This window comes from Tessaracoccus flavus (genome assembly GCF_001997295.1).
GTDB lineage: Bacteria > Actinomycetota > Actinomycetes > Propionibacteriales > Propionibacteriaceae > Arachnia > Arachnia flava.
In genome coordinates this window covers 631,260-655,120 of sequence record NZ_CP019605.1, presented here as the reverse complement: position 1 = coordinate 655,120, position 23,861 = coordinate 631,260, and the positions used below count along the sequence as shown (strand labels likewise).

Below are 23,861 nucleotides of genomic sequence, written 5' to 3'. Positions count from 1 at the left end.
GCAGGAAAGTTGTAAAGGAAAAGTCTGAGTTGTTGGGGGTTGACTGAGCTGGTCACTCAGACTTCGCCGACGTCCAGGAAGTTGTCGCTACCCGGACGACGACCGAGGTCGATGCCGAAGTCCTCGGCGGAACGGATGTCGTCCTCCGACTCCCTCAGGTCGATGACGCGGCCGTCGTCGGAGAGCACCTCCACGTTCAGGCAGAGCGACTTCATCTCCTTGACCAGCACCTTGAAGGACTCAGGGATGCCGGGCTCGGGGATGTTCTCGCCCTTGACGATGGCCTCGTAGACCTTCACGCGTCCGGGGACGTCGTCCGACTTGATCGTCAGGAGCTCCTGGAGCGCCCAGGCGGCGCCGTACGCCTCCAGAGCCCACACTTCCATCTCACCGAAGCGCTGGCCGCCGAACTGGGCCTTACCGCCGAGCGGCTGCTGCGTGATCATCGAGTAGGGCCCCGTGGAGCGGGCGTGGATCTTGTCGTCGACAAGGTGGTGCAGCTTGAGCATGTACATGTAGCCGACGCCGATCTTCTCCGGGTACGGCTCGCCGGAGCGGCCGTCGAAGAGCCGCGCCTTGCCGCTGCCGTCGATCAGTCGATCGCCGTCGCGGGTCTCGAGCGAGTGCTCCAGCAGACCTGAGATCTCATGTGCGTCGGCACCGTCGAAGACGGGGCTCGCCACTCGGGCGTCTCCCTCTACGCGGCCGAGGCCGACGTCGCGCAAGCGCTCGGCCCACTCTTCCTTGACGCCCGTGACGTCCCAGCCGGTCTTGGCGATCCAGCCGAGGTGGTTCTCGAGCACCTGGCCGAGGTTCATTCGCGACGGCACGCCGAGCGGGTTGAGCACGATGTCGACGGGGGTCCCGTCCTCGAGGAACGGCATGTCTTCAACCGGCAGGATCTTCGAGATGACGCCCTTGTTGCCGTGGCGGCCGGCGAGCTTGTCGCCGTCGGAGATCTTGCGCTTCTGCGCGACGTGGACCCGCACCAGCTGGTTCACACCCGGAGGCAGCTCGTCGTCGTCTTCGCGGTTGAACACCCGAACGCCGATGACCGTGCCGGACTCGCCGTGGGGGACCTTGAGCGAGGTGTCGCGCACTTCGCGCGCCTTCTCGCCGAAGATCGCGCGCAGCAGCCGCTCCTCAGGGGTCAGCTCGGTCTCGCCCTTGGGCGTGACCTTGCCGACGAGGATGTCTCCGGCCGAGACCTCAGCACCGATGCGGACGATGCCGCGTTCGTCGAGGTCCGCGAGCATCTCGTCGGAGACGTTGGGGATCTCACGGGTGATCTCCTCGGCGCCCAGCTTGGTGTCGCGGGCGTCGACCTCGTGCTCCTCGATGTGGATCGAGGTCAGCACGTCGTCCTGAACGATGCGCTGCGAGAGGATGATCGCGTCCTCGTAGTTGAGGCCCTCCCACGGCATGAACGCCACGAGGAGGTTCTTACCGAGCGCCAGCTCGCCCTGATCGGTGCAGGGGCCGTCAGCCAGCGGGGTGCCCACCTCGACACGGTCGCCCGGACCGACCAGCGGTCGCTGGTTGATGCAGGTGCCCGCGTTGGAGCGCACGAACTTGTCGAGCTTGTACGACGAGTAGGTGCCGTCATCGTTGGTGATCTCGAGGATGTCGGCCGACACGGCCGTCACGACACCGGGCTTCGCGGCCAGGGTCACATCGCCGACGTCGACCGCGGCGCGGTACTCCATGCCGGTGCCGACGATCGGAGCCTCGTTGCGGATGAGCGGCACCGCCTGGCGCTGCATGTTGGCGCCCATCAGGGCGCGGGAGGCGTCATCGTGCTCGAGGAACGGGATCAGCGCGGTGGCGATGGACACCATCTGGCGCGGAGAAACGTCCATGTACTCGACGTCGGCCGCAGGGATCGAGTCGGCGTCGCTGTGCTTCATCCGGACGAGCACGCGCTCTTCCGAGAGGCGCCCGTCGGAGTCCACCTTCGCATTCGCCTGGGCGATCGCGTAGCGGTCCTCCTCGTCGGCGGTGAGGTAGTCGATCTGATCGGTGACGAAACCGTTTTCGACCTTGCGGTACGGCGTCTCGATGAAGCCGAACGCGTTGACCCGGGCGAAGGACGCCAGCGAGCCGATGAGGCCGATGTTCGGGCCTTCAGGGGTCTCGATGGGGCACATGCGGCCGTAGTGCGACGGGTGGACGTCACGGACCTCCATGCCGGCGCGGTCACGCGACAGACCACCGGGGCCGAGCGCGGACAGACGACGCTTGTGGGTCAGGCCCGCGAGCGGGTTGTTCTGATCCATGAACTGGGAGAGCTGCGAAGTGCCGAAGAACTCCTTGAGGGCCGCGGTGACGGGCCGGATGTTGATCAGCGTCTGCGGGGTGATCGCCTCGATGTCCTGCGTGGTCATGCGATCGCGCACGACCCGCTCCATGCGTCCCAGACCGGTGCGCAGCTGATTCTGGATCAGCTCGCCGACGGTGCGGAGGCGACGGTTGCCGAAGTGGTCGATGTCATCGGCCTCGACGGGCAGATCGCCCAGCATCTGCTGGTGCTCGTGGAGCGCCACCACGTAGCGGATGGCCGCGACGATGTCGTCGAGCGTCAGGACCTGCTGGTCGTAGGGCAGCTCGAGACCGAGCTTCTTGTTGATCTTGTAACGGCCAACCTTGGCGAGGTCGTAGCGCTTGGGGTTGAAGTAGTAGTTGTCGAGCAACTGCTGAGCCGCATCGCGTGCCGGCGGTTCGCCCGGACGCAGCTTGCGGTAGATGTCGAGGAGCGCCTCGTCCTGGGTCTTGACGGTGTCCTTCTCGAGCGTCAGGCGCATCGATTCGTAGTCGCCGAACTCCTCGAGGATCTTGTCCTCGCTCCAGCCCAGGGCCTTCAGCAGCACGGTGACGTTCTGCTTGCGCTTGCGGTCGAGGCGCACCGACACCATGTCGCGCTTATCGATCTCGAACTCGAGCCACGCGCCGCGCGACGGAATCACCTTGCAGGTGAAGATGTCCTTGTCGGAGGTCTTGTCCGGGGTCTGCTCGAAGTAGACGCCGGGAGAGCGCACGAGCTGGGACACGACGACACGCTCGGTGCCGTTGATGATGAAGGTGCCACGCTCGGTCATGAGCGGGAAATCGCCGATGAAGACGGTCTGGCTCTTGATCTCACCGGTGTCGTTGTTGACGAATTCGGCGGTGACGAAGAGTGGGGCGGCGTACGTGACGTCGCGATCCTTGCACTCCTCGATCGAGTACTTCGGCTCCTCGAAGCGGTGGTCCCTGAACGAGAGGGACATCGTCTCGTTGAAGTCCTCGATGGGAGAGATCTCGGCGAAGATCTCCTCGAGTCCGGAGCGGGTATTGACGTCAGTGCGGCCCGCGGCCAGTTGACCCTCGACCTTCGTTCGCCAGGTCTCGTTACCGACCAGCCAGTTGTACGCGTCGATCTGGAGATCCAGGAGGTTGGGTACCTCGAGGGGCTCGTGGATCTTCGCGAACGACAGACGGCCGGTGGACGAGACGATATTGGTGTTCTTCAACGCAGAGCGCGAGGCGGCCAAGATTCGGTCCTTCCAAGAACGCTTAAATGCCAAGTTTCCGTGCATGGCGACGATCCCGTGTCAAATCACGGGGTCAGCGCATAGCGGGGCAAAGAATCACTATAGGCCAAGATTCCAGCCACGGCAACCGCCGCAGGCCATCGCGGCCCTGCGGTGCAGGTGATCGCCATTGATCACCGCGGTCGATGATAGCGACACCCCAGTGCAACGCAAGCACCGTGCTGCGTGTCGAGGTCCGCATGAAGTGGAACGGCCCGCCCCCGAAGGGACGGGCCGCTCTCAGCGTGTCGCTAGCGACAGGTCACTTGACCTCGACGGAGCCGCCGGCGGCCTCGAGGGCCTCCTTGGCCTTGGCCGCGGTGTCCTTGTCGACCTGCTCGAGGACGGGCTTGGGAGCACCCTCCACGAGGTCCTTGGCCTCCTTCAGGCCGAGGGAGGTCAGGGCGCGCACCTCCTTGATGACGGCGATCTTCTTGTCGCCACCGGAGGTGAGGATGACGTCGACCTTGTCGGAGCCACCCTCGTCGTCGGCACCGGCGTCGTCGCCACCGGCGGCCGGGGCCGCAGCGGCGGCGACGGCGACGGGAGCGGCAGCGGTGACACCGAAGGTGTCCTCGAACAGCTTGACGAACTCGGAGAGCTCGATGAGGGTCATCTCCTTGAAGGCGTCAAGGAGCTCTTCGTTGGTGAGCTTAGCCATGAGGCTTTCCTTTCAGATTTGTCCGCAGCGGGTGCGCGGAACTTATTTCATTCCGCAGCTTCTGCTGCTTCGGGTGCCGCATCCGCGGCGGGGGTCTCGTCCGTGGCCTCGGTGGCAGGCGCGGAGCCGGCGCCACCGATCAGGGAGGGATTGGCCTCTGCAGCGGTAGCCAGCGCGCCGAGGGCGCGGGCGCCCTGCGACAGCGGGGCAGCGAGCAGGTAGGCGGCCTTGGCCAGGTTGGCCTGCATGGCGCCGGCCATCTTGGCGAGCAGAACCTCGCGCGACTCGAGGTCGGCGAGCTTGAGCACGGCCTGGGCGTCGAGGAACTTGCCCTCGAGAACGCCACCCTTGATTGCCAGGGACGGATGGGCCTTCGCAAAGTCACGCAGCCCCTTGGTGGCGGCTGCAATGTCCCCGCTGACGAACGCGATAGCCGTGGGGCCGGTGAGGGTATCTTCGATGCCCTCGATCCCGGCTTCCTTGGCAGCGATCGCCGTCAGGGTGTTCTTCGCGACGGCGTAGCTGGCGTTCTCACCCAAGGATCGGCGGAGTTCCTTCAGATCCTTGACGGTGAGACCGCGGTACTCGGTGAGAACTGCCGCCGCCGAGTTGCTGAACTGATCAGCGAGCTCTGCGACCTTGGCAGCCTTGTCCGGCCTCGCCATAAACGTCTCCTTCCGGTCTAACAACCCGGAGCTCCCCCGACGAGGGGGCTCCAGGACCTTCCGACCAGAGGAAAAAGAAAACGCCCCGTGCCGGTGGCGCGGGGCGAGCCCAGCAAGCTGGGAAGCTCTACGATCACCTGCGCGGGTGCCCTGGGGCTTATGACGTTTCCGTCACCTGCGGTCTTCGGCTCGGCTGACTATACGCTGCGCCCAGACGAACCCCAAATCGACCCCTTCGCTTCCGGGCCCGGGAACCCGGCGCGGCTTGCCTGCGGCCGGTGCATTATCGTGGGGTGGTTGATCCGCCCCCCTTGAGAGGACCCCCCCATGCGTCGCCTTGTCGCCACCGGCCTGCTTGCCGCCCTCGCCCTGACTGCCTGCGGGCAGGATTCCTCGACCCCCGCCGACAGTAGCGCGCCCGCCGACAGCACCGACCGCACCTACGACGTCTCCGGCGTGGAGAAGGTGGACGCGATCGCGGCGCTGGTGCCGTCGTCGATCAGCGAGAAGGGGACGCTCACCGTCGGCGCCTCGACCGACTACGCGCCGGCCGAGTTCAGGGCCGAAGACCTCCAGACCGCGATCGGCTACGACGTGGACCTCAGCAAGGCGCTGGGAAGGGTGCTCGGCCTCGAGGCGGAGGTGGTGGACGCCGAGTTCGCGTCCATCCTCCCCAGCATCGGCACGAAGTTCGACCTCGGCATCTCCTCGTTCACGATCACCGAGGAACGGACCGCCAACTACAACATGATCTCCTACATCACGGTCGGCTCGAGCTACGCGGTCAAGTCCGGGAACCCCGACGAGTTCAACCCTGACGACGTGTGCGGCGAGACGATCGCGGTGCAGACCGGCACGTGGCAGGACGAGGAACTCGCCTCGTTCAGCCAGCAGTGCACCGACGAGGGCAAGGAGGCGATCGAGGTGCTGCAGTACGGCCGCCAGTCCGATGCCACCACGAACGTCGTGGGCGGGAAGGCGACCGCCTACTACGCCGACTCAACCGTCGCGAGCTACTCCGCGGCGCTGACCAACGGCCAGCTCGAGGTGGTCGGCGGGATCCGCGATGCTGCCCCGCAGGGAATCGTGGTGAAGGGCGACGACGAGGAGATGACCCAGGCCGTGCAGCAGGCGATGCAGCACCTCATGGACGAGGGCGTCTGGCAGGAGATCCTGGATGCCTGGGGCATCGAGGACGCCGCCCTCACCACGGCCGAGATCAACCCGGCGGGCTGAGCCGACCATGTCCCCCAGCGCGCCTGAGTTGATCCGCGCCCGCCCCGTCCCGCGACCCGGCCTCTGGATCTGGGCCGCGGTGGTGCTCGTCCTCGTGGCGATGCTCGTCAATGGGCTCGTGACGAACCCGAACTACCACTGGGACGTGGTGGCGGAGCATCTGTTCGATCCCCGTGTGCTCCGGGCCATCGGCTGGACCCTCATCCTGACCGTCGGAGCGATGGCGATCGGCATCGTCATGGCGGTCACCACAGCGGTCATGCGGATGGGCAGCAACCCCATCCTGCGCTCGGTGGCGTGGGCCTACATCTGGTTCTTCCGCGGCACCCCCGTCTACACGCAGCTGCTGTTCTGGGGACTCATCGCGGTGCTCTACCCCCGGCTCAGCCTGGGCATCCCGTTCGGACCGGAGTTCCTCGTCTTCGACACCCAGGACGTCATCACGGCCTTCGTCGCCGCGCTCTTGGGGCTCGGCCTGAACGAGGGTGCCTACCTCTCCGAGATCGTGCGGGCCGGCCTGAACTCGGTGGACAAGGGTCAGTGGGAGGCGGCCTCAGCGCTCGGCATGAAGAGATCGACGACGCTGTGGAGGATCGTGATCCCGCAGGCGATGCGCGTCATCGTCCCGCCGACCGGCAACGAGACCATCTCCATGCTGAAGACCACCTCCCTGGTCACGGCCGTGCCGTTCAGTCTGGAACTGACGTTCGTCACGATGGCGATCGGCAACAGGAACTTCCTGCCGCTGCCGCTGCTCATCGTCGCGGCCATCTGGTATCTGCTCATCACCTCGATCCTCATGGTCGGCCAGCACTACCTGGAGCGTTACTACGGCCGCGGCTTCGACGGCGACGACCAGACCCGTGGCTCCGCGAAGGGCATGTCCAAGCGCCAGCAGTCGATCCTCGCGGCAGGAACCGTGCACGCCGACCCCAACCTGGAGGTGACCCCGTGAGCTCGATGGTCGAGGTCAGCGGCGTCCACAAGTTCTTCGGCGACCTGCACGTCCTCAAGGGCGTGGATCTCACGGTCGGTCGCGGCGAGGTGTGCGTGCTGCTGGGGCCATCAGGCTCCGGCAAGTCAACCCTGATCCGTTGCATCAACGAGTTGGAGCAGATCAGCGCCGGCCGCCTGTCCGTTGACGGCGAACTGATGGGGCTGCGGGAGAAGGACGGAGTACTGCACCGGCGCAGCGACAAGGAGATCGCCCAGCAGCGCTCCAAGATCGGCATGGTGTTCCAGCGGTTCAACCTGTTCCCCCACCTGACCGCTCTCGGCAACGTCATGGAGGCCCCGAGGCAGGTGCGCGGCCTGAGCAGGTCCGCCGCCGAACGCCTGGCCCGCGAACAGTTGGAACGCGTTGGGCTTTCGGACAGGGCCGACCACTACCCGGCCCAGCTGTCGGGCGGTCAGCAGCAGCGGGTCGCCATCGCCCGGGCGCTGGCGATGGGACCGGAACTCATGCTCTTCGATGAGCCCACCTCGGCGTTGGATCCGGAACTGGTGGGCGAGGTCCTGGCCGTGATGAAGGAGCTGGCGGCCAGCGGCATGACGATGATCGTGGTGACCCACGAGGTGGGCTTCGCACGCGAGGTGGCCGATCAGGTCGTGTTCATGGACGACGGACTCATCCTCGAGGCCGGACGGCCCGGGGAGGTCATCGACGCACCCCAGCATCCCCGCACCCAGGACTTCTTCGGCAAGGTTCTGTAGAACGCAGAAGCGCCGGCCCCCTGAGGGGGCCGGCGCCTGTTCATGTCGCGCTGCGGTCGGGCGTCAGAAGACTCTCATGCCCTTGCCGCCACGGAAGGGCACGAAGTTGAGGATCAGGCCGACGACGATCAAGATGATGCCGATGGTGGTCAGCGGGAGCCCGGTGTTGACGAGCAGTCCGATGATGAGCAGGATGACGCCGAGCGTAACCATGTAGTTCCTCCTGATAGTGCGCCCGACTGATTCGGGCCGCCTTCGTCAATCCTTGCGGGCTGTGCAGGGGGCCTCTACACCCAGAGGGATGTGTTAATCGTCCTTTCTGAGGTGCTAGTCGTCAGCCGATCTCCAGGAGCGCCTGCGGGATCTCGGCGGGCAGTTCGCCCGCCAGGTAGCCCGTGGGCCCGAGTCGCGACGCGAGCCTGCCGCCGATCGTCCCGTGGAGATGCGCGGCCCACACGGCGGCCTGGTCAGGGCGTGCCCCGCGGGCGCAGAGCCCCAGGATGATGCCGGCCTTGACGTCTCCCGATCCGCTGACCCCGAGGCCTGGATTTCCCTCGTCGCTCCTGTAGAGCGCCCCATCGGGCGTTGCCACGAAGCTGCTGCTGCCTCCGGACGTCACGACGGCGCCCGTCGCCGCAGCCAGTCGGAGGGCGGCGGCGGCCGGGTCATCCTCCACCGCCGCCTCGTCCTCGCCCAGTGTGAGGGCGAGTTCGGTGAGGTTCGGCGAGATGACCAGCGCGTCGAACTGCCGTCCCCTGGACGGGTCCTGGGTCAGCCACGCCAGCGCCAGCGCATCCATCACGATTGTGCCTCTGAGCGACGACGCCACGGCGGCAACCGTCGCTGACGCGACGTCGGGATCAAGCATCCCTGGGCCGATCAGCACCGCGTCGGCGCGCTGCGCGTACTCCTCCACGATCGCGGCCGCCTCAGGGGACAGATCTCCCGAGGGCGTGCACGGCGCACCGCGGACGAGGGCCTCGGGCATGGCGACCGCCATCGCCACAGCGACCGGCTCGGGGACCACCAACTGGACCTTCCCCGCCCCGGACCGCATGGCCGCGCGCGCGGCCAGCAGCGCGCCCCCTGGATTGGCGACGCTTCCGCCCACCACAAGGGCGCGCCCGCGCGACTCCTTGTCGTCCTGCTCGGTGGGCAGCGCCCACCCGCGCAGCACCGCGGTGGTGACGACCGTCGTCTCAGTCACTGGTCCCCCTCCTCCGCGTGACTGGGTTCACGGGTTACTGCGGACTCGTCCTCGATGGCGCTGACGTCGTCGCGCGCCTGAAGTTCGAGCGCCCCGTCGCGGTCCGCGTACCGGGTCATGGAGCAGTTGGCGATCGGCTCCTCCTTCTGGAGGGCGAGGACGCGGCTGACCTCCAGCCCCTCGAGGACGTAGCGGAAGGCGAGGATCACGGCTTCATGACTGAAGAGCCACACCCGTTCGCCCGGGTAGCGGGCCTGCAGTTCGACGAGCAGGGAGCGGATCCTCAAGACCACATCGGCCCATGACTCCCCGCCCGGAGGCCGGTAGTAGAACTTCCCGACCCGATCACGGCGGTCGGACTCCTCGGGGTGATCAGCTTTGATGCCGTACCACGTGACGCCGTCGAAGATTCCCAACTCGCGCTCGCGCAGGCGCTCGTCCAGCAGTACCTCGAGGTCCAGGCCTGCCAGGGCCCGTTCGGCGGTCGAGCGGGCCCTCTGGTAGGGAGAACTGATGACGACCGTGGGACGCTCCTCAGCGGGGAGCCTCCCGAGGTGTCGCCCCAGCGCGTCCGCCTGCCGCTGCCCTTCCTCGGAGAGGTCGATCATCTCGTCGTTGGCCGGCAGGTCCAGCCGGTGCGCCTTCGCGGCGATGGCCGCTCTGTCCGCAACGTTGCCGAGCGATTCCCCGTGACGAACCAGCACTATCTCTGCCGGCCCTCGTGTGCTGCCCTCGGTCGCGACGGTACTCATGGGTCTCCTTCGTCGTTGAACACTTCTCGACCAAGACTACGAGCCGCGCGGTCACCCGCGCCCGGATCGGGGCCGACTCTCCCTCCCGCACGGGCGCCGGCTAGGCGGGACGCCAGGAGAAGACGGGGGCGCGGCGCTCGGTGAAGGCGCGCTTCCCCTCGGCGAGGTCCGGTCCCGTGGCGGCCCTGGAGACCCAGGCGATCGCCGTTTCAGCGCTGAGATCGCGTGCGACGAGACCGTCGACGATCTCCTTCGACGCACGGATCGTGAGTTGGGACAGCCCCGACATGTGTTCGGTCAGCTGCAGAGCGATGGGCAGAGCATTGCCGTGGTCCACGACCCGGTTGACGAGGCCGACCCGGAGCGCTCTGGCCGCGTCGAGCTGCACGGCGGTGAGCAGCATCTCCTTGGTGACGGCCGGGCCCATGAGATCAATCATGCGCTGGGTGGCCGACACGGGGTAGACGATGCCGAGCCGGGCCGGCGGCACGGAGAACGTGGCCGACTCACTCGCGATGCGCAGGTCGCAGGCCACGGCCAGCTCCAGCCCACCTCCGAAGCACGGGCCCTCGATCGCGGCGACCACAGGCTTGGGGCTGCGGGCTATCGCGAGCTCAGCGTTGACCGGCGATTCGGCGTGGCCGAGCTCGTCCAGACTGCTGATGTCCGACCCGGCGCAGAAGGACTCCCCCGCTCCCGTCAACACGATCGCCGTGACGTCGACGTCGCGGTCGAGGTCGGCCATGACGGTGGGCACCGCCCGCCACATGTCGTCGGTCATCGCGTTGCGCTTACCCGGCTGGTTGAGGGTGACGACGGCGATGCTGCCGTGTCTGCTGACATCCACTGTTCCCATGGTCGCCAGGCTACTGGCCCCGCACCCCACCGGGCGGCGGTGGCCCAGTCTGAGCGGACCGCCCGCCAACTGGCTACCCGGGGGCGATCTGCAGACCCGCCAGCGCAGCGGCGATACCGGCGGCGACGACCGACGTCGATATCGTCGCCCGTCGGGTCGAGCCGCCCTCATCCGTCTCGGCCCCGACCAGGGCGGTCGTGTGATCTGGGCGGATGGCTGGGACGTGGATGAAGGTGGCGGGGCCCTCGAAGTGCCGCAACACGGCGCGGTAGACGGCGTTGCAGACGAACCGACCGGCGTCGTCGGAGGCGCGCGCAGGGGTGCCTGCGCGGACCAGCGCCACCACGAGGGCATCGGTGTCGAGGCGTGATCCGATCCTGTCCGGGCCGTCATCGAGGGCCAGCATCCGGGGTTGCGAACCGTCGTTGTCGGGGATGCGCGCATCGGCAACGGCCCCAGCCCACCGTTCCGGGGTGACCACATCGCGGCCGCCCGCCTCTCCGAGGCAGACCACAGCGTCGGGGCGCTGCTCCTCGATTGCGGTCAACAGTTCCCGGGGCGCCCGCTCGAAACTGACGGACAGGGTGGCGGTGACCAACTCCCCCGGTCCGGCCCACAGGTCCCGCACGGCTCTCGCCACGTCGAGGCTGGCGTTGACGGTGTCTCCACCGAACGGTTCGAAGGCGGTGAGGAGGATCTTCATGCCTCCACCCTGCCACGGGTAGATGTCCGGCTCCAGAGACAAAACGGGGCGGGAACCCATGGTTCCCGCCCCGTTCAGAGAGCTGCTGATCAGTCCTCGGCCGGCTTCGTGGCCGACTGATCCACGTGGACGCTCGGGCTCATCGTCGCCGACACCGCGATCTTGCGCAGGTAGCGGCCCTTCGAGGACGACGGCTTCAGTCGCAGGATCTCCTCCAGCACGGCGAAGTAGTTGTCCACGAGGTGCTCCTGCGGGAACGACGCCTTCCCGATGAGGAACTGCAGGTTGGCGTGACGGTCCACTCGGAACTCGATCTTGCCGCCCTTGATGTCGGAGACAGCCTTGGCCACGTCCATCGTGACCGTGCCCGTCTTCGGGTTCGGCATGAGGCCGCGGGGGCCGAGCACGCGGCCCAGGCGGCCGACCTTGCCCATCATGTCGGGGGTGGCGACGACGGCGTCGAAGTCGAGGTAGCCGCCGGCCACCTTCTCGACGAGCTCGTCGGTGCCGACCTCGTCGGCTCCGGCCTCGCGGGCTGCGTCGGCCTTCTCACCGGCGGCAAAGACGAGGACCCGTGCCGTCTTGCCAGTGCCGTGCGGAAGGTTGACCGTGCCGCGGACCATCTGGTCTGCCTTACGGGGGTCGACGCCCAGGCGGACGGCGACGTCGATGGCCTCGTCGAACTTCGCCGACGCCATCTCCTTAACGAGGCGGAGAGCCTCTTCCGGGGTGTAGAGCTGTGCGTCGTCGCGCTTCTCAGCGGCGCTGCGGTAAGCCTTGCTGTGCTTCATGCTGGTTCCTTTCAGCCGGTCCCGAAGACCGGTCCACCAGTTCTGGTGTGGGGAGCACTCCCCTGCCAGTGATGTGTTGTGGGGGTGGGGTCAGATCACTCGACGGTGACGCCCATGGAGCGGGCGGTACCTTCGACGATCTTCATGGCGGCCTCAACGTCGTTGGCGTTGAGATCGGGCAGCTTCGTGGTGGCGATCTCACGGACCTGGTCCTTGGTGAGCTTGCCGACCTTGTCCTTCAAGGGGTTGGCGGAGCCGCTCTTGAGACCGGCGGCCTTCTTGATCAGCTCAGCCGCCGGGGGCGTCTTGGTGATGAAGGTGAACGTACGGTCCTCGTAGATCGTGATCTCGACGGGGATGACGTTTCCGCGCTGGGATTCGGTCTGGGCGTTGTACGCCTTGACGAACTCCATGATGTTGACGCCGTGCGGGCCGAGGGCGGTACCGACCGGCGGCGCAGGGGTGGCAGAGCCAGCCTGCAGGGCGACCTTAACGAGGGCCGCGACCTTCTTCTTGGGAGGCATGGATGGGTCCTTTACCTGTTGTGTTGGATGAGCCCAGATGAACTGGGCAGGCGCTCAATCTTAGACGACCTTTTCGACCTGTTTGAATTCCAGGTCGACAGGGGTCTCCCGGCCGAGAATCTCGACCAGGGCCCTGAGCCGCTGAGTGTTGGCGTTGATCTCGGTGATCGACGCGTGAACCCCGGTGAAGGGCCCGTCGATGACCATGACGGAGTCGCCGACCGCGAAGTCGACCACCTCGACCTTCCTCTTCCGAGCCACCGCGGCGCCCGCCTGAGCGGCGTTGACCTTGGCGACGATGGAGGGGGTCAGCATGTTGATGACCTCGTCGATCGACAGCGGCACAGGCTGCTGTCCATGGCCGACGAAGCCGGTCACCGACGGGGTCTGCCGGACGACGCTCCAGGAGTCGTCCGTGAGCTCCATGCGGATCAGTACGTACCCGGGAAGGACACATCGCGTGACGGTCTTGCGGGTGTTGTTGCGGATCTCCACGACCTCTTCGGTGGGGACCACCGTCTCGAAGATGAAGTCCTCCATGTTGAGGGACTGGGCGCGGGAATCGACGTTCTGCTTGACGCGGTTCTCCATGCCCGAGTACGTGTGGATGACGTACCACTCGCCGTACTTGGACTCGAGTTCCTCACGGAGTTCGGCCAGAGCGGCGGCGAGGGCGTCGTCCTTGCTGACTTCGCCCTCCTCCAGCTCCTCTTCGTCCGCGGGCTCTTCCTCCATCAGCGTCAAGGTGGTGTCCTCGTCGCTGCTGGACTCCTCGCCGAGCAGGCCCAGGTCGATCTCGACGTCGTCGTTCTCGGTCTCCTCGAACGTGCCGAGGTCGATCTCGAAGTCGTCGTTGGTGTTGTCAGTCATGGTGATCAGTTTCCAAACAGCTGCAGAAGAGCCCAGCCGAAGGCCAGGTCCAGCAGCGCGACGATGGTGATGATGATGAGCACGAAGATCAGCACCGCGGCAAACATCCGCGTGAGCTGCGGCCAGGTGGGCCACACGACCTTCTTCAGCTCCGCCGCCGACTGGCCGACGAACTCGGCCGGGTTGGAGGCCTTGTAGGGATCCTCCTCCTCAGCGAGTGCGGCACTGCGGCGCCGGGTCGGGGCGTCCTTGCGGCGGACGGGAGCCTTGGCCGTCTTGCGGGCGATCCCGGGCGCCGCGGCTGCGGCTGCCTGCTCCTCGGGGGTGAAGTCCTCTTCGAGCTCGGCGATGCGCTCGTCGTCCTCGCGGGTGGTATCGCGCGCCTCGGGCCCGGCGTGGTCGCCCACCCGACCGACGAGCTGGGGATCCCCCTCGAGTTCCGGGTCCGAGACGGCTGCTTCGGCGGCGGCCAGATCCTCGGGCTCGTCAACGAGGCCGTCAGGGGTCACGTCCTCTGGGGTCGCGTCGGGATCGCGGTCGACGATCTCATCGTGATCCGGCTCAACGTCGCGCGACTTGTCGCTCACGTGAGAACTTCCCTTCGCTTGACAAATAAAACGCCTGCCGGCCTATGGCCGGTAGGCCTACGAGGCGGCCGTTGATACGACTACCTAGCAGGGCAGGAGGGACTCGAACCCCCAACCTGCGGTTTTGGAGACCGCTGCTCTGCCAATTGAGCTACTACCCTTTGGCGGTTGGATCACCAGGAAGAAACGTGGGTTTTGTGCACGCTCCGACCTTGGCAACTTGTACCGGGACACCAAACTATAGGCCGTTTCCAGCGCTGAGTCGAACCGGCGCTCACCCGGAATCCGCAGGTCGGCGGCCTCCCCGATCTGCAGCGCCCAGCGCCGGCCCATCCGGCTGCACGCCCGCGGACCGTCGTGTCCCATGCGCGTCGACACGCCAACGGCTCCGCCGCAACGCCAACGATGACGTGCGCTCGCCGACGAAACTCAGCAACGCTCCCGACATCTCGCGGGCGTCACTGGGTCCGGTTGGCGAGTGGCCGTAACGGTTGGCGTCTCGGACGGCGGTCCCCTACGCCAGGGAGGCGATCCAGGCCCGGTGCAGGTCCGCGTAGCGGCCCTCACCTCCGACGAGGTCACTCGGTCGCCCGTCCTCGACTATCTGGCCGTGCTGCAGGACCAGAACCCGATCGGCGATCTCCACCGTGGAGAGTCGGTGGGCGATGATGACGGCGGTCCTGTCGGCGAGGATCGTGGACAGTGCCGCCTGGACGAGACGCTCGGTGGGGATGTCCAGCGAGCTGGTGGCCTCGTCGAGGATGAGCACCCTCGGATCGGCCAGCACGACACGGGCGAAAGCCACCAACTGGCGCTGGCCGGCGGACAAGCGCGACCCACGTTTCCCGGTATCCGTGTCGTAGCCCGCCGGCATCTGCTCGATGAAGGTGTGCGCGCCGACGGCGTGGGCGGCCGCGACGACCTCCTCGCGCGTGGCGTCGGGCCGCCCGAACGAGATGTTGTCGGCGATCGATCCGGCGAAGATGAAGTTCTCCTGGGTGAGCAGGGTGACGTGCCGACGCAGCGTCTCGTCGGCCAGGTCGCGCACATCGATGCCATCGAGGCTGACCGTCCCCCGCTGCGGGTCGTAGAAGCGCGCGATGAGCTTCGCGATGGTCGTCTTCCCCGCCCCGGTGGTGCCCACGAGAGCGACGGTCGTCCCCGGCTCCAGCTCCAGGTCGAGCCCGGGAAGCACCGTCTTGCCCTCCACGTAGCTGAACTCGACGCTGTCGAAGCTGATCCGCCCCGCCGCAACGGGGAGTTCCACGGGATGCTCCGGGTCGGCGACCTCATCGTCCTCGGCCATGACTCCTGAGACCTTCTCCAGCGCGGTGAGAGCCGACTGCAGGGTCGAGATGAACTGGCTGAGGTCCTGCATCGGGTCGAAGAACATCCGCAGGTACAGGACGAAGGCGGCCATCGTGCCGACGCTCACTGAACCGTCGAGCGCAAGGTATCCACCGGCGAGGACGACGAGCACCACGCCGAAGTTGCCGATGAACTGGATGCCGGGCATCGCGCGAGCGAAGATGCGCATGGCGCGGACGTTGGAGTCGCGGTAGGCCGACGCGACGCCCTCGAAGATCTCCATCGACCGGGGTTCGCGACGGAAAGCCTGGACCGCCTTGATGCCGGTCATCGTCTCGATGAACTGCACGATCACGATGGCCGAGTGTGTTCTGACCGTGCGGAACGCCCTCGTCGACGCCCGGGCGAACCAGCGCATGAGCGCGATGAGCAGGATGTAGGAGAGGAAGGCGACCAGCGCCAGCCGCCAGTCGAGGGTCAGCATGAGGATCGAGGAGCCCACGATCGTGAGCAGCGCGATGACGACCACATCGAGCCCCTGCAGCACCAGCTCCTGCACGGCCTCGACGTCGCTGGTCATCCGCGAGACGGCGCGTCCCGAGGTGTAGCGGTCGTGGAACCCGATGCTCAGCTTCTGGAACTTGCGAAACAACCTGCGTCTGAGGTCGAGGAGGATGGCGTTACCGACGCGCCCGGAGCGACGGACGAAGATGACGCGCGCGATGGTCTGGGTGGCGACGGCCCCGGCCATGAGGAACACCGACGGCCACAGAGTGTCCCCGGCGGTGGGGCCGCCGAGACCGTCGTCCAGAACACGCTGCACCAGCAGCGGGATGACCAGGCGCGCGGCCGCCTCGGCGACGACCACTCCGACGAGGATGAACAGCCAGGTCCGGTGAGGACGCACGAGGTCGGAGAGCAGACGACGGCTCGGCGCGCGGAGCCCGACGGTCGCGTCGGTCTCCTCCGAGATCTCCTGCTTCACGCCGCGCCACTGGTCGTTGGGATCGGTGCTCACGCCTCACCTCCCAGGTCCGGCTGGATGCTGTAGTCCGCACTCAGCAGCTCGCGGTACTCGGGAACTGTCGAGAGCAGTTCGGAGTGCGTCCCGACGTGCGCGATCCGGCCCTCGATCAGCATGGCGACCCGGTCGGCCAGCATCACCGTCGACGCCCGGTGCGCCACCACGATGCCGGTGACTCCGACGAGAGTCGACTTCAGCGCCGCCTCGACTTCCGCCTCCGTGTGGATGTCCAGCGCGCTCAGGGTGTCGTCGAGCACGAGCACCTTGGGCCGCACGAGGATCGCCCTGGCGAGGGCGAGTCGCTGACGCTGCCCTCCGGACAGGCTCAGCCCCTGCTCCCCCAGCCTGGTGTCGAGCCCCCAGGGCAGGTCGTAGACGAACTCGGCCCGCGCGACCCGGACGGCGTCGGCGATATCGGCCTCGCTCGCGTCCGGCCTGCCGAGGGTGAGGTTCTCCCGCGCCGACATCGAGAACAGGATCGGGTCCTCGAAGGCCGTCCCGATGAGGCTGCGGAGCTGGGTGAGGCTCAGATCCCGCACATCTACGCCGTCGAGAAGGATCTGGCCGCCCGTCACGTCGACGAGGCGCGGGATCAGCGACACCAGGGTGGACTTGCCTGAGCCCGTGCCCCCCACGAGCGCGACGGTCTCCCCCGGAGCGACGTCGAGGTCGAGCCCATCCAGGGTGGGCTGATCCGCGTCCGGGAACTGGAACGTGACGTCGCGGAGGCTGAGGGCGCCCCGCGGGTCGGCGATGACCGCATCGCCGGAGGTGATCGTCGCCGGAGCGTCGAAGACCTCCGACACGCGGTCAGCAGCCGTGGCGGCCTCGCGGGCGAAGGAGAGCAGGAAGCCCAGCCCTCCCACCGGCCAGGCCAGGGACAGCAGCAGGGTGACGAACGTGACCGCCCCTCCCAGCGTGAGCGTCCCGGCGGACACGCCGAAGCTGACGCCGATCAGCACGACTATCAGCAGCACCGACGGGAACACCTCGAGGAGAGTCCACAGCACCGAGGCAAGGTTCGTGCGGCGGATGCCCGACTGGGCCAGCGTCGTGGCCCGCTTGTCGTATTCCTCGAACGCGTACGCCGTACGCCCGAACGACCGGATCACCCTCACTCCGTGCAGCGATTCCTCCGCGGCCGACGCAGCATCCCCGGTGTCGTCCTGCAGCGTGCGCGACAGCGGCCCGAAGCGCCTGAGCAGCAGGTAGGTCGCGATGATGACCGGCACCACGAGCGCCAGCACCGCTACGCCGACCTGCCAGAGGGTGGTGACCATGATCGTCAGGACGACCACGATGTGCAGGGCACTCATGAACAGCATCACGAGTCCGAACGACATGAACCGCCGGAGCAGTCCGAGGTCGCTCATCACGCGGCTGAGGAGCTGCCCTGATTCCCAGGACTTGTGGAAGCTCATCGGGAGCCGTTGGAGTTGGGCGAACAGGTCAAGTCTGATGTTGGTTTCGATGTGCGAGGTCGCCCGCGACATGATCCATCGGCGGATCAGGGAGATGAGAGCCTCCGCGGCGCCCACCACCAGCAGGAGAAACGCGTACCAGAGCACCCCTCGGGCGTCACCGTTGCGGATGGGCCCATCGACGACGTCGCCGAGCAGCCGCGGGATGGTGATGCTCAGCAGAACCCCGATCGGTGCCATGGTGAAGGAGAGGGCGAACTGCCGCCAGAAGGGCCGGATGTAGGGCAGGAACCGGACGACGTTGGGACGTCCGGGGCGCGCCGAGGCCAGCTGGGGAGGGCGGGATCCGGCGTTGAGCACCCGAGAACCCTATGCCCGGCCAAGTCAGGTGACAAACCCCCTCGGCCCCCGAGCTTGTCGCTTCCTGTTCCCTGAGCTTGTCGCTTCCTGCTCCCTGAGCTTGTCGCTTCCTGTTCCCTGAGCTTGTCGAAGGGTTACGGCCCCGATCCCTACCGCCGCCCCCGACAACAGGGCGGCGCCCACAGTTGCGGCCGTTACCCTTCGACGGACGGGCTGCTCGCAGAGCAAGCCGGCCCTGCTCAGGGACCAAGTGCGACGGACCCCGACCGGGGAGACGGTCCGGGACGCGGAGGGGCCCCGCCGAACTGGGGGATTCGGCGGGGCCCACACCTGTTTTACACGGCGCGCCTCACCAGCGGCGGAACATCACCATGTTGTTGAACACCCACTGGTTGTCCTGACCGAACGTGTACCCACCACCCGGCTTCGGCAACGCGTGATACACCGTCGTCCACCCGTACGACCGACACGCGTTCGAGCCGGTCACCTCCGTGTCACACTCAGTGCGCCACAGCGACTCATCCGACGCCTTCCACGAGTTCGCGTACCCCAGCGGGTTCGCCGACCACTGCGCCCGGGTCATGAACGGCAGGTAGGTGAGGTTGTTGAACGCCCACCCACGCTCAATCGAGTACGAAGTACCCGACCGCTTCACCACAGACGCCCAGATATCAGTGCGGAACCCCTGAGTCTGAGAATACGGCTCACGGCCGCGACGGCGGCCCTCATCGTCTTCGCACGGTGGACTAAGCGCATCGGGTCTCCTCAGATCGGCGGTGATCGCGTTTGGGCCGAAACTACGGTGACGTCGATCGGCCCGACAGGTTTCGCGTCGAATCGCGCAGGGCCATTGCGCTGTTGAGCACCGGGGGCCGCTCAGACTGGCAGTAGTCTGAGCGTCTATGACGGGTGAATTGCTCCGGGGGCTGGTAGCCGGGATCGACCGCGCTCTGCCCCACGCCGCAGCCCTGCGGCGCGAGATCCACGCGAACCCGTCGCTCAGCGGTCATGAGGAGCCCACTCGTGCAGCCTTCATCGACGCCGCCGACCATCTGCACTGGCGGGAAGTTGCCCACACCGGGGCGTGGGCCCGGATGGGGCCGGACGGACCAGCAGTGGGGGTCCGCGCCGAACTCGACGCACTTCCCATCAATGAGTCCACCGGGGTGGAGTGGGAGTCCAAGGTCGCGGGAGTCATGCACGCCTGCGGGCACGATCTCCACCTGGCCGCCCTGTGGGCACTGACGGAGGCAGCCCGCGACGTCGACCTCCCGGTCGGGCTGGTGCCGATCCTCCAACCACGCGAGGAGATAACACCGCCGGGGGCGGGCGACGTCGTCGCGTCCGGGCTGATCGAGGACGAACAGATCGAGGCCATGATCGGCGTGCACGTGCAGCCGGCCGTCGAGCGTGGGGTCGTCTCCACCGGCACCGGGGCAGTCAACGCCGGCTACGACTCCTTCGAGATCGTGGTCAAGGGCAGGCCAGGCCACGGGGCGTATCCCCACATCGCCATCGACCCCATCACGACGCTGGCGGACATCGTCGGAGCGCTGAGCGGCCTACCGACCCGGGTGATCGATCCCATCCGTCCGACCGTCATCTCGGTCGGTCAGATCAGCGGTGGGACCGCGCCCAACGTCATCGCCGACGAGGCGAGCTGCCGAGGCACGATCCGCACCTTCACGGAGGCCGACCGGGACCTGCTGCACGAGGCCATCACGCGCACTGCGGAGTCGATCGCGCTCGGCAGGGGCGCCTTGGCGACGACAAGGTTCGTGCGCGGAGGTCCCCCGCTGGTCAACGACCCGGGACTGGCACACCGCGTCGATCGCGAACTGTCCTCCCTCGGGATCACCGTTGCGGAGACACCCTTCCGGTCGTGCGGCTCGGACGACTTCGCCGAGTACGGGTTGGCGACGGCGTCAGTCATGTGTTTCGTGGGCACCGGACGGATCGACGGCATCGGGCTTCACCACGGCGCGTTCCTGCCCGGGCGCGAGGCGCTCCAACTCGCGGCACACACCATGGCCGCGGGCTATGTGGCCGCGGCCGGAATGCTGCTCTAGGGAACCACTGATCAGTCGCCGCGAGGCGCCAACTCAGCCGAGCAGTCGGGCCCAGGTCGCCAGGCCCACCGCACCGTTGGGCTTGATCCGCTGCCGTTCCTGGAAGCTTCGCACGGCCGCCTCCGTCGCCGGGTCGAACGTCCCGTTGACGGTGACGGCGAGGCCTTCCGCCTTGAGCTCGAGCTGGAGCGCTGAGACACGCTCCCCGGAGTCCCCGGCGCGCAGCGACGGCAGCAGCCGGGACCAGGTCTGGTCGTCGACGGCGCCGGTGGCCGGGAGTCCCTGCGACGACTGATAGGTCTTGACGGCACCCTCGGTGAGCGCGCCGTAGCTGCCGTCGACGAGCAGCGTGCTCCCAGCTGCGTTGAGCAGCGTCTGGAGGCTCTCCACCACGGTCCCGCGGCTGCCGCGGCTCAGCGCCGGGAAGTCTGACCCGGACTTGAACACAGGGTCCACCACCACCGGCGTATCGGTATCCGCTCCGCTCGGATATCCCGGGCCGGCCCCGGAGACGTTGTACTGGTACAGGCTGTAGCTGCGCATGATCGAGATGACCAGCTCCGAGTACTTCGGGTCGGTGGCGTACCCGGCCCTGCGCACCTCGGTGACGAACTGATCGGGATACCGGGTGTAGTCGAACGCAGGGGCGTACCGCGACAAGGTGGTCAGGAACCTGCCGAAGTCGAGCATCGAATCCGCCCAACTCGCATAGGTGCGAAAGTTCGACACCTTCAGGTACTTCGTGCCGTCGGCCCGGTACTCGTAGGACGAGACCGGCACACACCCCGTCTGGTAGGGCGACGGCGTCGAGGTGCACTTGATGTTGAACAGGGTGTTGACCTTGTAGACGGTGCCGTTCACGGTCATGGTGCCGGCCATCGTCGAGCGACCCCAGCCGCTCTCCAGCGCAGCCATGCCGATCGTCACCGACGCGGGGATGCCGGTGCGACGCTCGTTCTCGCGGGCGCCCTCGACCAGCTTGGCGATGAAGTCCTGCTGCACCGAGGCACGCGCTGGGTTGGTCACGGACGCGGCCGTGGCGAGAGCTATGAGGACCACCACCACGGCGAGCTTGAACCAGCGCATCTGTGCCTCCCTGAACTGTTGCCGTGAGGCTATCGCCGCAGACGGCGACGCTGAAAGTTTCTCAAGCTGAGGTTGAGGTGGTCAGCCCGATGAGATTGACCTCGGGCACCAGCTGGATCCCAAAGCGATCGGCAACGCCGCGCTGGACCTGCCCGGCCAACTCGGCGAGGTCCGCTGCGCTCGCCCCGCCGCGGTTCGTCAGAGCCAACACGTGCTTGGTGGACAGCGACGCCCGCTCGGTGCCGAAGCCCTTCTGGAACCCGGCGTGCTGAATGAGCCAGGCCGCGCTGGTCTTGACCAGGCCTCCCTCTGCGGGGAATCGGGGGGCGTCGGCAGGCAGCGCTGCGGCTTCGTCGGCGCTCAGGATGGGGTTGGTGAAGAACGAGCCTGCGCTCCAGGTGTCGGGGTCGGTGGGGCTGAGCACCATGCCCTTGCCGGCGCGAATGGACAGGACGGCCTCGCGGATGGCGCGAGCGGGCGCCCGGGTGCCGAGTTCGACTCCGAGGTGTCGCGCCAGTTCCGGATAGGCCACGGGGCTCCCGAGTGCGCCGAGTTGGAACTGGAAACCGACCTCCAGCACGAGGTAGCGGCCGGGCTCGCGCTTGAACCGCGAAGTGCGGTAACCAAAGCCGCAGTCCGCGAGCGCGAATGTTCGCTGCCTGCGCTCCAGGCGGTCCCAGGTGCGCACCGAATCGATGGTGTGGGACACGTCGGACCCGTAGGCCCCGACGTTCTGGATGGGGGTGGCGCCAACCAGTCCCGGGATGCCGGAGAGCATCTCGATCCCGGTCCACTCCTGCTCCACGGCGTAGGCGACGAACGTGTCCCAGTTCTCCCCCGCCGCGACCTTCACCGACGCCCCGCCGCAGGCGGAGACATCGGCCTGCAGCCCGGTCATGGCCACGCGGACCACCGTGCCGGGGAACCCATCGTCGGAGACGAGGAGATTCGAACCGCCGCCGAGGACGAGGACCGGCTCGCCACGACTGTCGCAGTCAGTGACCGTCTCGACGAGTTCGGTTTCGGTGGTCGCCACGACGAAACGTCCGGCCGGCCCTCCGACCCGGAGGGTGGTGTGGTCGGCCAGCAGCGTGGAGTCAGGCACCGCCGTGGTGGTCGGATCCGCGCTCAGCCGGTCGATTCTGCACTCAGTCAATCCGGACCTCGGCCCTGGCTGCGCCGAGGACAGCTTCGCCGTCGCACGATGCGGTGATGGAGATCTTCGCGGTGCCTTCGACGACATCGGTGACGGTGGCGGTGTAGACGACCTCGGTGCCCTCGTCGGTGTCAGGGACGACGACGGGGCGGGTGAAGCGCACCGTGTAGGACAGCACTCGGGCGGGATCGCCGATCCAGTCGGTGACGACCCTCAGGCCCGCCCCCATCGTCCACATGCCGTGCGCGACCACTCCGGGCAGGCCGATTGCCTGGGCGTGGCGCTCGGAGAAATGGATCTCGTTGAAGTCCGTGGAGGCACCGGAATACCGAACGACCGTGGAGCGGGTGACGCGGACACGCAGTTCTGGCAGGCCCTGGCCGGGGGCGGCTTCAGTCATGGGATGCCTCCCGGGTGTGCATGAGGGTTGACCGGGATTCGCAGACGGTCTGCCCGTCCACTGTCAGATCGACCAGCACCGTGATCCAGTCCATCTGTCCACGGTTGCGGACCTTCTCGATGGTCAACCGGGAGATGACGGCGTCGCCGTCGGTGAGCGGCCGGTGAAAGGTGAAGTTCTGTTCGCCGTGGATGATGCGGTTGAGCGCCAGGCCCAACTCGGCGTCGGAGAAGAGGGCCCCCCAGGCCTGGGCGGCGATGACGGCGGCGAACGTCGGCGGTGCGATCGGATGATCGCCCGCGTAGGCGGGGTTGTCGTCGCCCAGCGCCGCGGCGAACTCCGCTATCTTCGCGCGGCTGACCACATACTCGGGGGTGTCGGGGTACCGGCGCCCAACGTGTTCGGCGGTGATTGGCATGCGTAAAGGGTAGCGTCCCGGCAACGAAAAGACGGCCGCCCGGACAGGGACGGCCGTCTTCTGCGACTGGGTTCAGCGGGTCTCGCGGTGCGCCTGGTGGGTGCGGCAGCGCGGGCAGAACTTCTTCAGCTCGAGACGATCGGGATCGTTTCGACGGTTCTTCTTCGTGATGTAGTTACGCTCCTTGCACTCAGTGCACGCGAGCGTGATCTTCGGACGAACGTCCTGAGACTTCTTGGCCATTAATCATTCCTTAGCTAGCTGCGCGGCGCGCGGGTGGCAAGTTGTGGTGACGAGGGCGGGACTTGAACCCGCGACACAGCGATTATGAGCCGCTTGCTCTACCGACTGAGCTACCCCGTCAGGAGTTCATCCCTGGTGGAGCCCAGGGATGAACCGAGCCCCCATGCGGAATCGAACCGCAGACCTTCTCCTTACCATGGAGACGCTCTGCCTACTGAGCTATAGGGGCCAGCCGACGACCA

The 23,861-nt window shown here is 67.1% G+C and carries 24 protein-coding genes and 3 tRNA genes; 4 read left to right on the top strand and 23 right to left on the bottom strand.

Annotated features, from left to right (window positions below; all coding sequences use genetic code 11):
• Positions 1-56 precede the first annotated feature (56 nt).
• The 3 genes from rpoB to rplJ form a co-directional block, all read right to left on the bottom strand.
• Positions 57-3,530: a DNA-directed RNA polymerase subunit beta gene (rpoB, locus tag RPIT_RS02860; protein ID WP_157633329.1), complete on the bottom strand. Its 3,474-nt coding sequence runs from the start codon at positions 3,528-3,530 to the stop codon at positions 57-59.
• Between the two features lie 301 nt (positions 3,531-3,831).
• Positions 3,832-4,230, bottom strand: a complete 399-nt coding sequence (gene rplL / locus RPIT_RS02855) for a 50S ribosomal protein L7/L12 (protein WP_077340428.1) — start codon at positions 4,228-4,230, stop codon at positions 3,832-3,834.
• A 47-nt stretch (positions 4,231-4,277) separates the two neighbouring features.
• Positions 4,278-4,895 (bottom strand): 50S ribosomal protein L10, encoded by a 618-nt coding sequence (gene rplJ, locus RPIT_RS02850; protein ID WP_077340426.1) that lies wholly within the window; start codon positions 4,893-4,895, stop codon positions 4,278-4,280.
• A 327-nt stretch (positions 4,896-5,222) separates the two neighbouring features.
• On the opposite strand from rplJ, the gene RPIT_RS02845 reads away from it, so the two are divergent.
• The 3 genes from RPIT_RS02845 to RPIT_RS02835 are packed head-to-tail and all read left to right on the top strand — an operon-like array spanning position 5,223 to position 7,844.
• Positions 5,223-6,131: an ABC transporter substrate-binding protein gene (locus tag RPIT_RS02845; protein ID WP_077340424.1), complete on the top strand. Its 909-nt coding sequence runs from the start codon at positions 5,223-5,225 to the stop codon at positions 6,129-6,131.
• Positions 6,073-7,086 (top strand): amino acid ABC transporter permease, encoded by a 1,014-nt coding sequence (locus tag RPIT_RS02840; protein WP_418361367.1) that lies wholly within the window; start codon positions 6,073-6,075, stop codon positions 7,084-7,086. The genes RPIT_RS02845 and RPIT_RS02840 overlap by 59 nt, the downstream gene beginning before the upstream one ends.
• Positions 7,087-7,091: 5 nt before the next feature.
• Complete coding sequence (locus tag RPIT_RS02835) at positions 7,092-7,844, top strand: amino acid ABC transporter ATP-binding protein (RefSeq protein WP_077344176.1); 753 nt, start codon at positions 7,092-7,094, stop codon at positions 7,842-7,844.
• A 63-nt stretch (positions 7,845-7,907) separates the two neighbouring features.
• On the opposite strand, the gene RPIT_RS15310 is transcribed toward RPIT_RS02835, so the two are convergent.
• The 13 genes from RPIT_RS15310 to RPIT_RS02775 form a co-directional block, all read right to left on the bottom strand.
• Positions 7,908-8,057 (bottom strand): hypothetical protein, encoded by a 150-nt coding sequence (locus RPIT_RS15310; RefSeq protein WP_169835146.1) that lies wholly within the window; start codon positions 8,055-8,057, stop codon positions 7,908-7,910.
• A gap of 121 nt (positions 8,058-8,178) precedes the next feature.
• Positions 8,179-9,051 carry an NAD(P)H-hydrate dehydratase gene (locus RPIT_RS02830; protein WP_077340409.1) on the bottom strand — a complete coding sequence of 291 codons (873 nt, stop codon included), beginning with the start codon at positions 9,049-9,051 and terminating at the stop codon, positions 8,179-8,181.
• Positions 9,048-9,803, bottom strand: coding sequence for a histidine phosphatase family protein (locus RPIT_RS02825; RefSeq protein WP_077340407.1), 756 nt, complete (start codon positions 9,801-9,803; stop codon positions 9,048-9,050). The genes RPIT_RS02830 and RPIT_RS02825 overlap by 4 nt, the downstream gene beginning before the upstream one ends.
• Positions 9,804-9,903: 100 nt before the next feature.
• On the bottom strand, positions 9,904-10,659 hold the full coding sequence (locus RPIT_RS02820; protein WP_077340405.1) for an enoyl-CoA hydratase/isomerase family protein: 756 nt from the start codon (positions 10,657-10,659) through the stop codon (positions 9,904-9,906).
• A gap of 73 nt (positions 10,660-10,732) precedes the next feature.
• On the bottom strand, positions 10,733-11,362 hold the full coding sequence (locus RPIT_RS02815) for a pyroglutamyl-peptidase I (protein WP_077340403.1): 630 nt from the start codon (positions 11,360-11,362) through the stop codon (positions 10,733-10,735).
• Between the two features lie 89 nt (positions 11,363-11,451).
• Positions 11,452-12,153 carry a 50S ribosomal protein L1 gene (gene rplA, locus RPIT_RS02810; protein ID WP_077340401.1) on the bottom strand — a complete coding sequence of 234 codons (702 nt, stop codon included), beginning with the start codon at positions 12,151-12,153 and terminating at the stop codon, positions 11,452-11,454.
• A gap of 95 nt (positions 12,154-12,248) precedes the next feature.
• Positions 12,249-12,677, bottom strand: coding sequence for a 50S ribosomal protein L11 (rplK, locus tag RPIT_RS02805; protein WP_077340399.1), 429 nt, complete (start codon positions 12,675-12,677; stop codon positions 12,249-12,251).
• A gap of 60 nt (positions 12,678-12,737) precedes the next feature.
• Complete coding sequence (gene nusG / locus RPIT_RS02800) at positions 12,738-13,547, bottom strand: transcription termination/antitermination protein NusG (RefSeq protein ID WP_077340397.1); 810 nt, start codon at positions 13,545-13,547, stop codon at positions 12,738-12,740.
• 5 nt (positions 13,548-13,552) lie between these two features.
• On the bottom strand, positions 13,553-14,134 hold the full coding sequence (gene secE, locus RPIT_RS15545) for a preprotein translocase subunit SecE (protein ID WP_226996319.1): 582 nt from the start codon (positions 14,132-14,134) through the stop codon (positions 13,553-13,555).
• Between the two features lie 88 nt (positions 14,135-14,222).
• Positions 14,223-14,295 (bottom strand) — tRNA-Trp (locus RPIT_RS02790).
• Positions 14,296-14,648: 353 nt separating this feature from the next.
• On the bottom strand, positions 14,649-16,460 hold the full coding sequence (locus RPIT_RS02785) for an ABC transporter ATP-binding protein (RefSeq protein ID WP_077340395.1): 1,812 nt from the start codon (positions 16,458-16,460) through the stop codon (positions 14,649-14,651).
• Positions 16,457-18,247, bottom strand: coding sequence for an ABC transporter ATP-binding protein (locus tag RPIT_RS02780; RefSeq protein WP_077340393.1), 1,791 nt, complete (start codon positions 18,245-18,247; stop codon positions 16,457-16,459). Before RPIT_RS02780 ends, RPIT_RS02785 begins: the two co-directional genes overlap by 4 nt.
• Before the next feature lie 349 nt (positions 18,248-18,596).
• A complete protein-coding gene (locus RPIT_RS02775) occupies positions 18,597-18,902 on the bottom strand; it encodes a hypothetical protein (RefSeq protein WP_077340391.1) in 306 nt (101 codons plus the stop codon).
• Positions 18,903-19,149: 247 nt separating this feature from the next.
• Between RPIT_RS02775 and RPIT_RS02770 the strand changes: the two genes are divergently transcribed.
• Complete coding sequence (locus RPIT_RS02770; RefSeq protein ID WP_077340389.1) at positions 19,150-20,316, top strand: M20 metallopeptidase family protein; 1,167 nt, start codon at positions 19,150-19,152, stop codon at positions 20,314-20,316.
• Between the two features lie 33 nt (positions 20,317-20,349).
• On the opposite strand, the gene RPIT_RS02765 is transcribed toward RPIT_RS02770, so the two are convergent.
• The 7 genes from RPIT_RS02765 to RPIT_RS02735 form a co-directional block, all read right to left on the bottom strand.
• On the bottom strand, positions 20,350-21,402 hold the full coding sequence (locus RPIT_RS02765; RefSeq protein ID WP_077340387.1) for a peptidoglycan-binding protein: 1,053 nt from the start codon (positions 21,400-21,402) through the stop codon (positions 20,350-20,352).
• Positions 21,403-21,463: 61 nt separating this feature from the next.
• Positions 21,464-22,558: a UDP-N-acetylmuramate dehydrogenase gene (locus RPIT_RS02760; RefSeq protein WP_418361366.1), complete on the bottom strand. Its 1,095-nt coding sequence runs from the start codon at positions 22,556-22,558 to the stop codon at positions 21,464-21,466.
• Entirely contained in the window at positions 22,551-22,958 is a 408-nt protein-coding gene (locus tag RPIT_RS02755) for a MaoC/PaaZ C-terminal domain-containing protein (protein WP_077340383.1), read from the bottom strand. Before RPIT_RS02755 ends, RPIT_RS02760 begins: the two co-directional genes overlap by 8 nt.
• On the bottom strand, positions 22,951-23,376 hold the full coding sequence (locus RPIT_RS02750) for an FAS1-like dehydratase domain-containing protein (protein WP_077340381.1): 426 nt from the start codon (positions 23,374-23,376) through the stop codon (positions 22,951-22,953). The genes RPIT_RS02755 and RPIT_RS02750 overlap by 8 nt, the downstream gene beginning before the upstream one ends.
• 72 nt (positions 23,377-23,448) lie before the next feature.
• Positions 23,449-23,619, bottom strand: a complete 171-nt coding sequence (gene rpmG, locus RPIT_RS02745; RefSeq protein WP_077340379.1) for a 50S ribosomal protein L33 — start codon at positions 23,617-23,619, stop codon at positions 23,449-23,451.
• A gap of 44 nt (positions 23,620-23,663) precedes the next feature.
• Positions 23,664-23,739, bottom strand: a tRNA-Met gene (locus RPIT_RS02740).
• A 36-nt stretch (positions 23,740-23,775) separates the two neighbouring features.
• Positions 23,776-23,848: transfer RNA gene (locus RPIT_RS02735), tRNA-Thr, on the bottom strand.
• Positions 23,849-23,861 lie beyond the last annotated feature (13 nt).

Coding starts and splice junctions, on each gene's coding strand:
- RPIT_RS02750 (WP_077340381.1), bottom strand. CDS start 23,376: ATGCCAATCACCGCCGAACACGTTGGGCGCCGGTACCCCGACACCCCC.
- RPIT_RS02840 (WP_418361367.1), top strand. CDS start 6,073: ATGCCTGGGGCATCGAGGACGCCGCCCTCACCACGGCCGAGATCAACC.
- RPIT_RS15310 (WP_169835146.1), bottom strand. CDS start 8,057: ATGGTTACGCTCGGCGTCATCCTGCTCATCATCGGACTGCTCGTCAAC.
- RPIT_RS02765 (WP_077340387.1), bottom strand. CDS start 21,402: ATGCGCTGGTTCAAGCTCGCCGTGGTGGTGGTCCTCATAGCTCTCGCC.
- RPIT_RS02755 (WP_077340383.1), bottom strand. CDS start 22,958: ATGACTGAAGCCGCCCCCGGCCAGGGCCTGCCAGAACTGCGTGTCCGC.
- RPIT_RS02825 (WP_077340407.1), bottom strand. CDS start 9,803: ATGAGTACCGTCGCGACCGAGGGCAGCACACGAGGGCCGGCAGAGATA.
- rplJ (WP_077340426.1), bottom strand. CDS start 4,895: ATGGCGAGGCCGGACAAGGCTGCCAAGGTCGCAGAGCTCGCTGATCAG.
- rplK (WP_077340399.1), bottom strand. CDS start 12,677: ATGCCTCCCAAGAAGAAGGTCGCGGCCCTCGTTAAGGTCGCCCTGCAG.
- rpmG (WP_077340379.1), bottom strand. CDS start 23,619: ATGGCCAAGAAGTCTCAGGACGTTCGTCCGAAGATCACGCTCGCGTGC.
- nusG (WP_077340397.1), bottom strand. CDS start 13,547: ATGACTGACAACACCAACGACGACTTCGAGATCGACCTCGGCACGTTC.
- RPIT_RS02845 (WP_077340424.1), top strand. CDS start 5,223: ATGCGTCGCCTTGTCGCCACCGGCCTGCTTGCCGCCCTCGCCCTGACT.
- rplA (WP_077340401.1), bottom strand. CDS start 12,153: ATGAAGCACAGCAAGGCTTACCGCAGCGCCGCTGAGAAGCGCGACGAC.
- RPIT_RS02820 (WP_077340405.1), bottom strand. CDS start 10,659: ATGGGAACAGTGGATGTCAGCAGACACGGCAGCATCGCCGTCGTCACC.
- RPIT_RS02815 (WP_077340403.1), bottom strand. CDS start 11,362: ATGAAGATCCTCCTCACCGCCTTCGAACCGTTCGGTGGAGACACCGTC.
- rplL (WP_077340428.1), bottom strand. CDS start 4,230: ATGGCTAAGCTCACCAACGAAGAGCTCCTTGACGCCTTCAAGGAGATG.
- RPIT_RS02835 (WP_077344176.1), top strand. CDS start 7,092: ATGGTCGAGGTCAGCGGCGTCCACAAGTTCTTCGGCGACCTGCACGTC.
- RPIT_RS02770 (WP_077340389.1), top strand. CDS start 19,150: ATGACGGGTGAATTGCTCCGGGGGCTGGTAGCCGGGATCGACCGCGCT.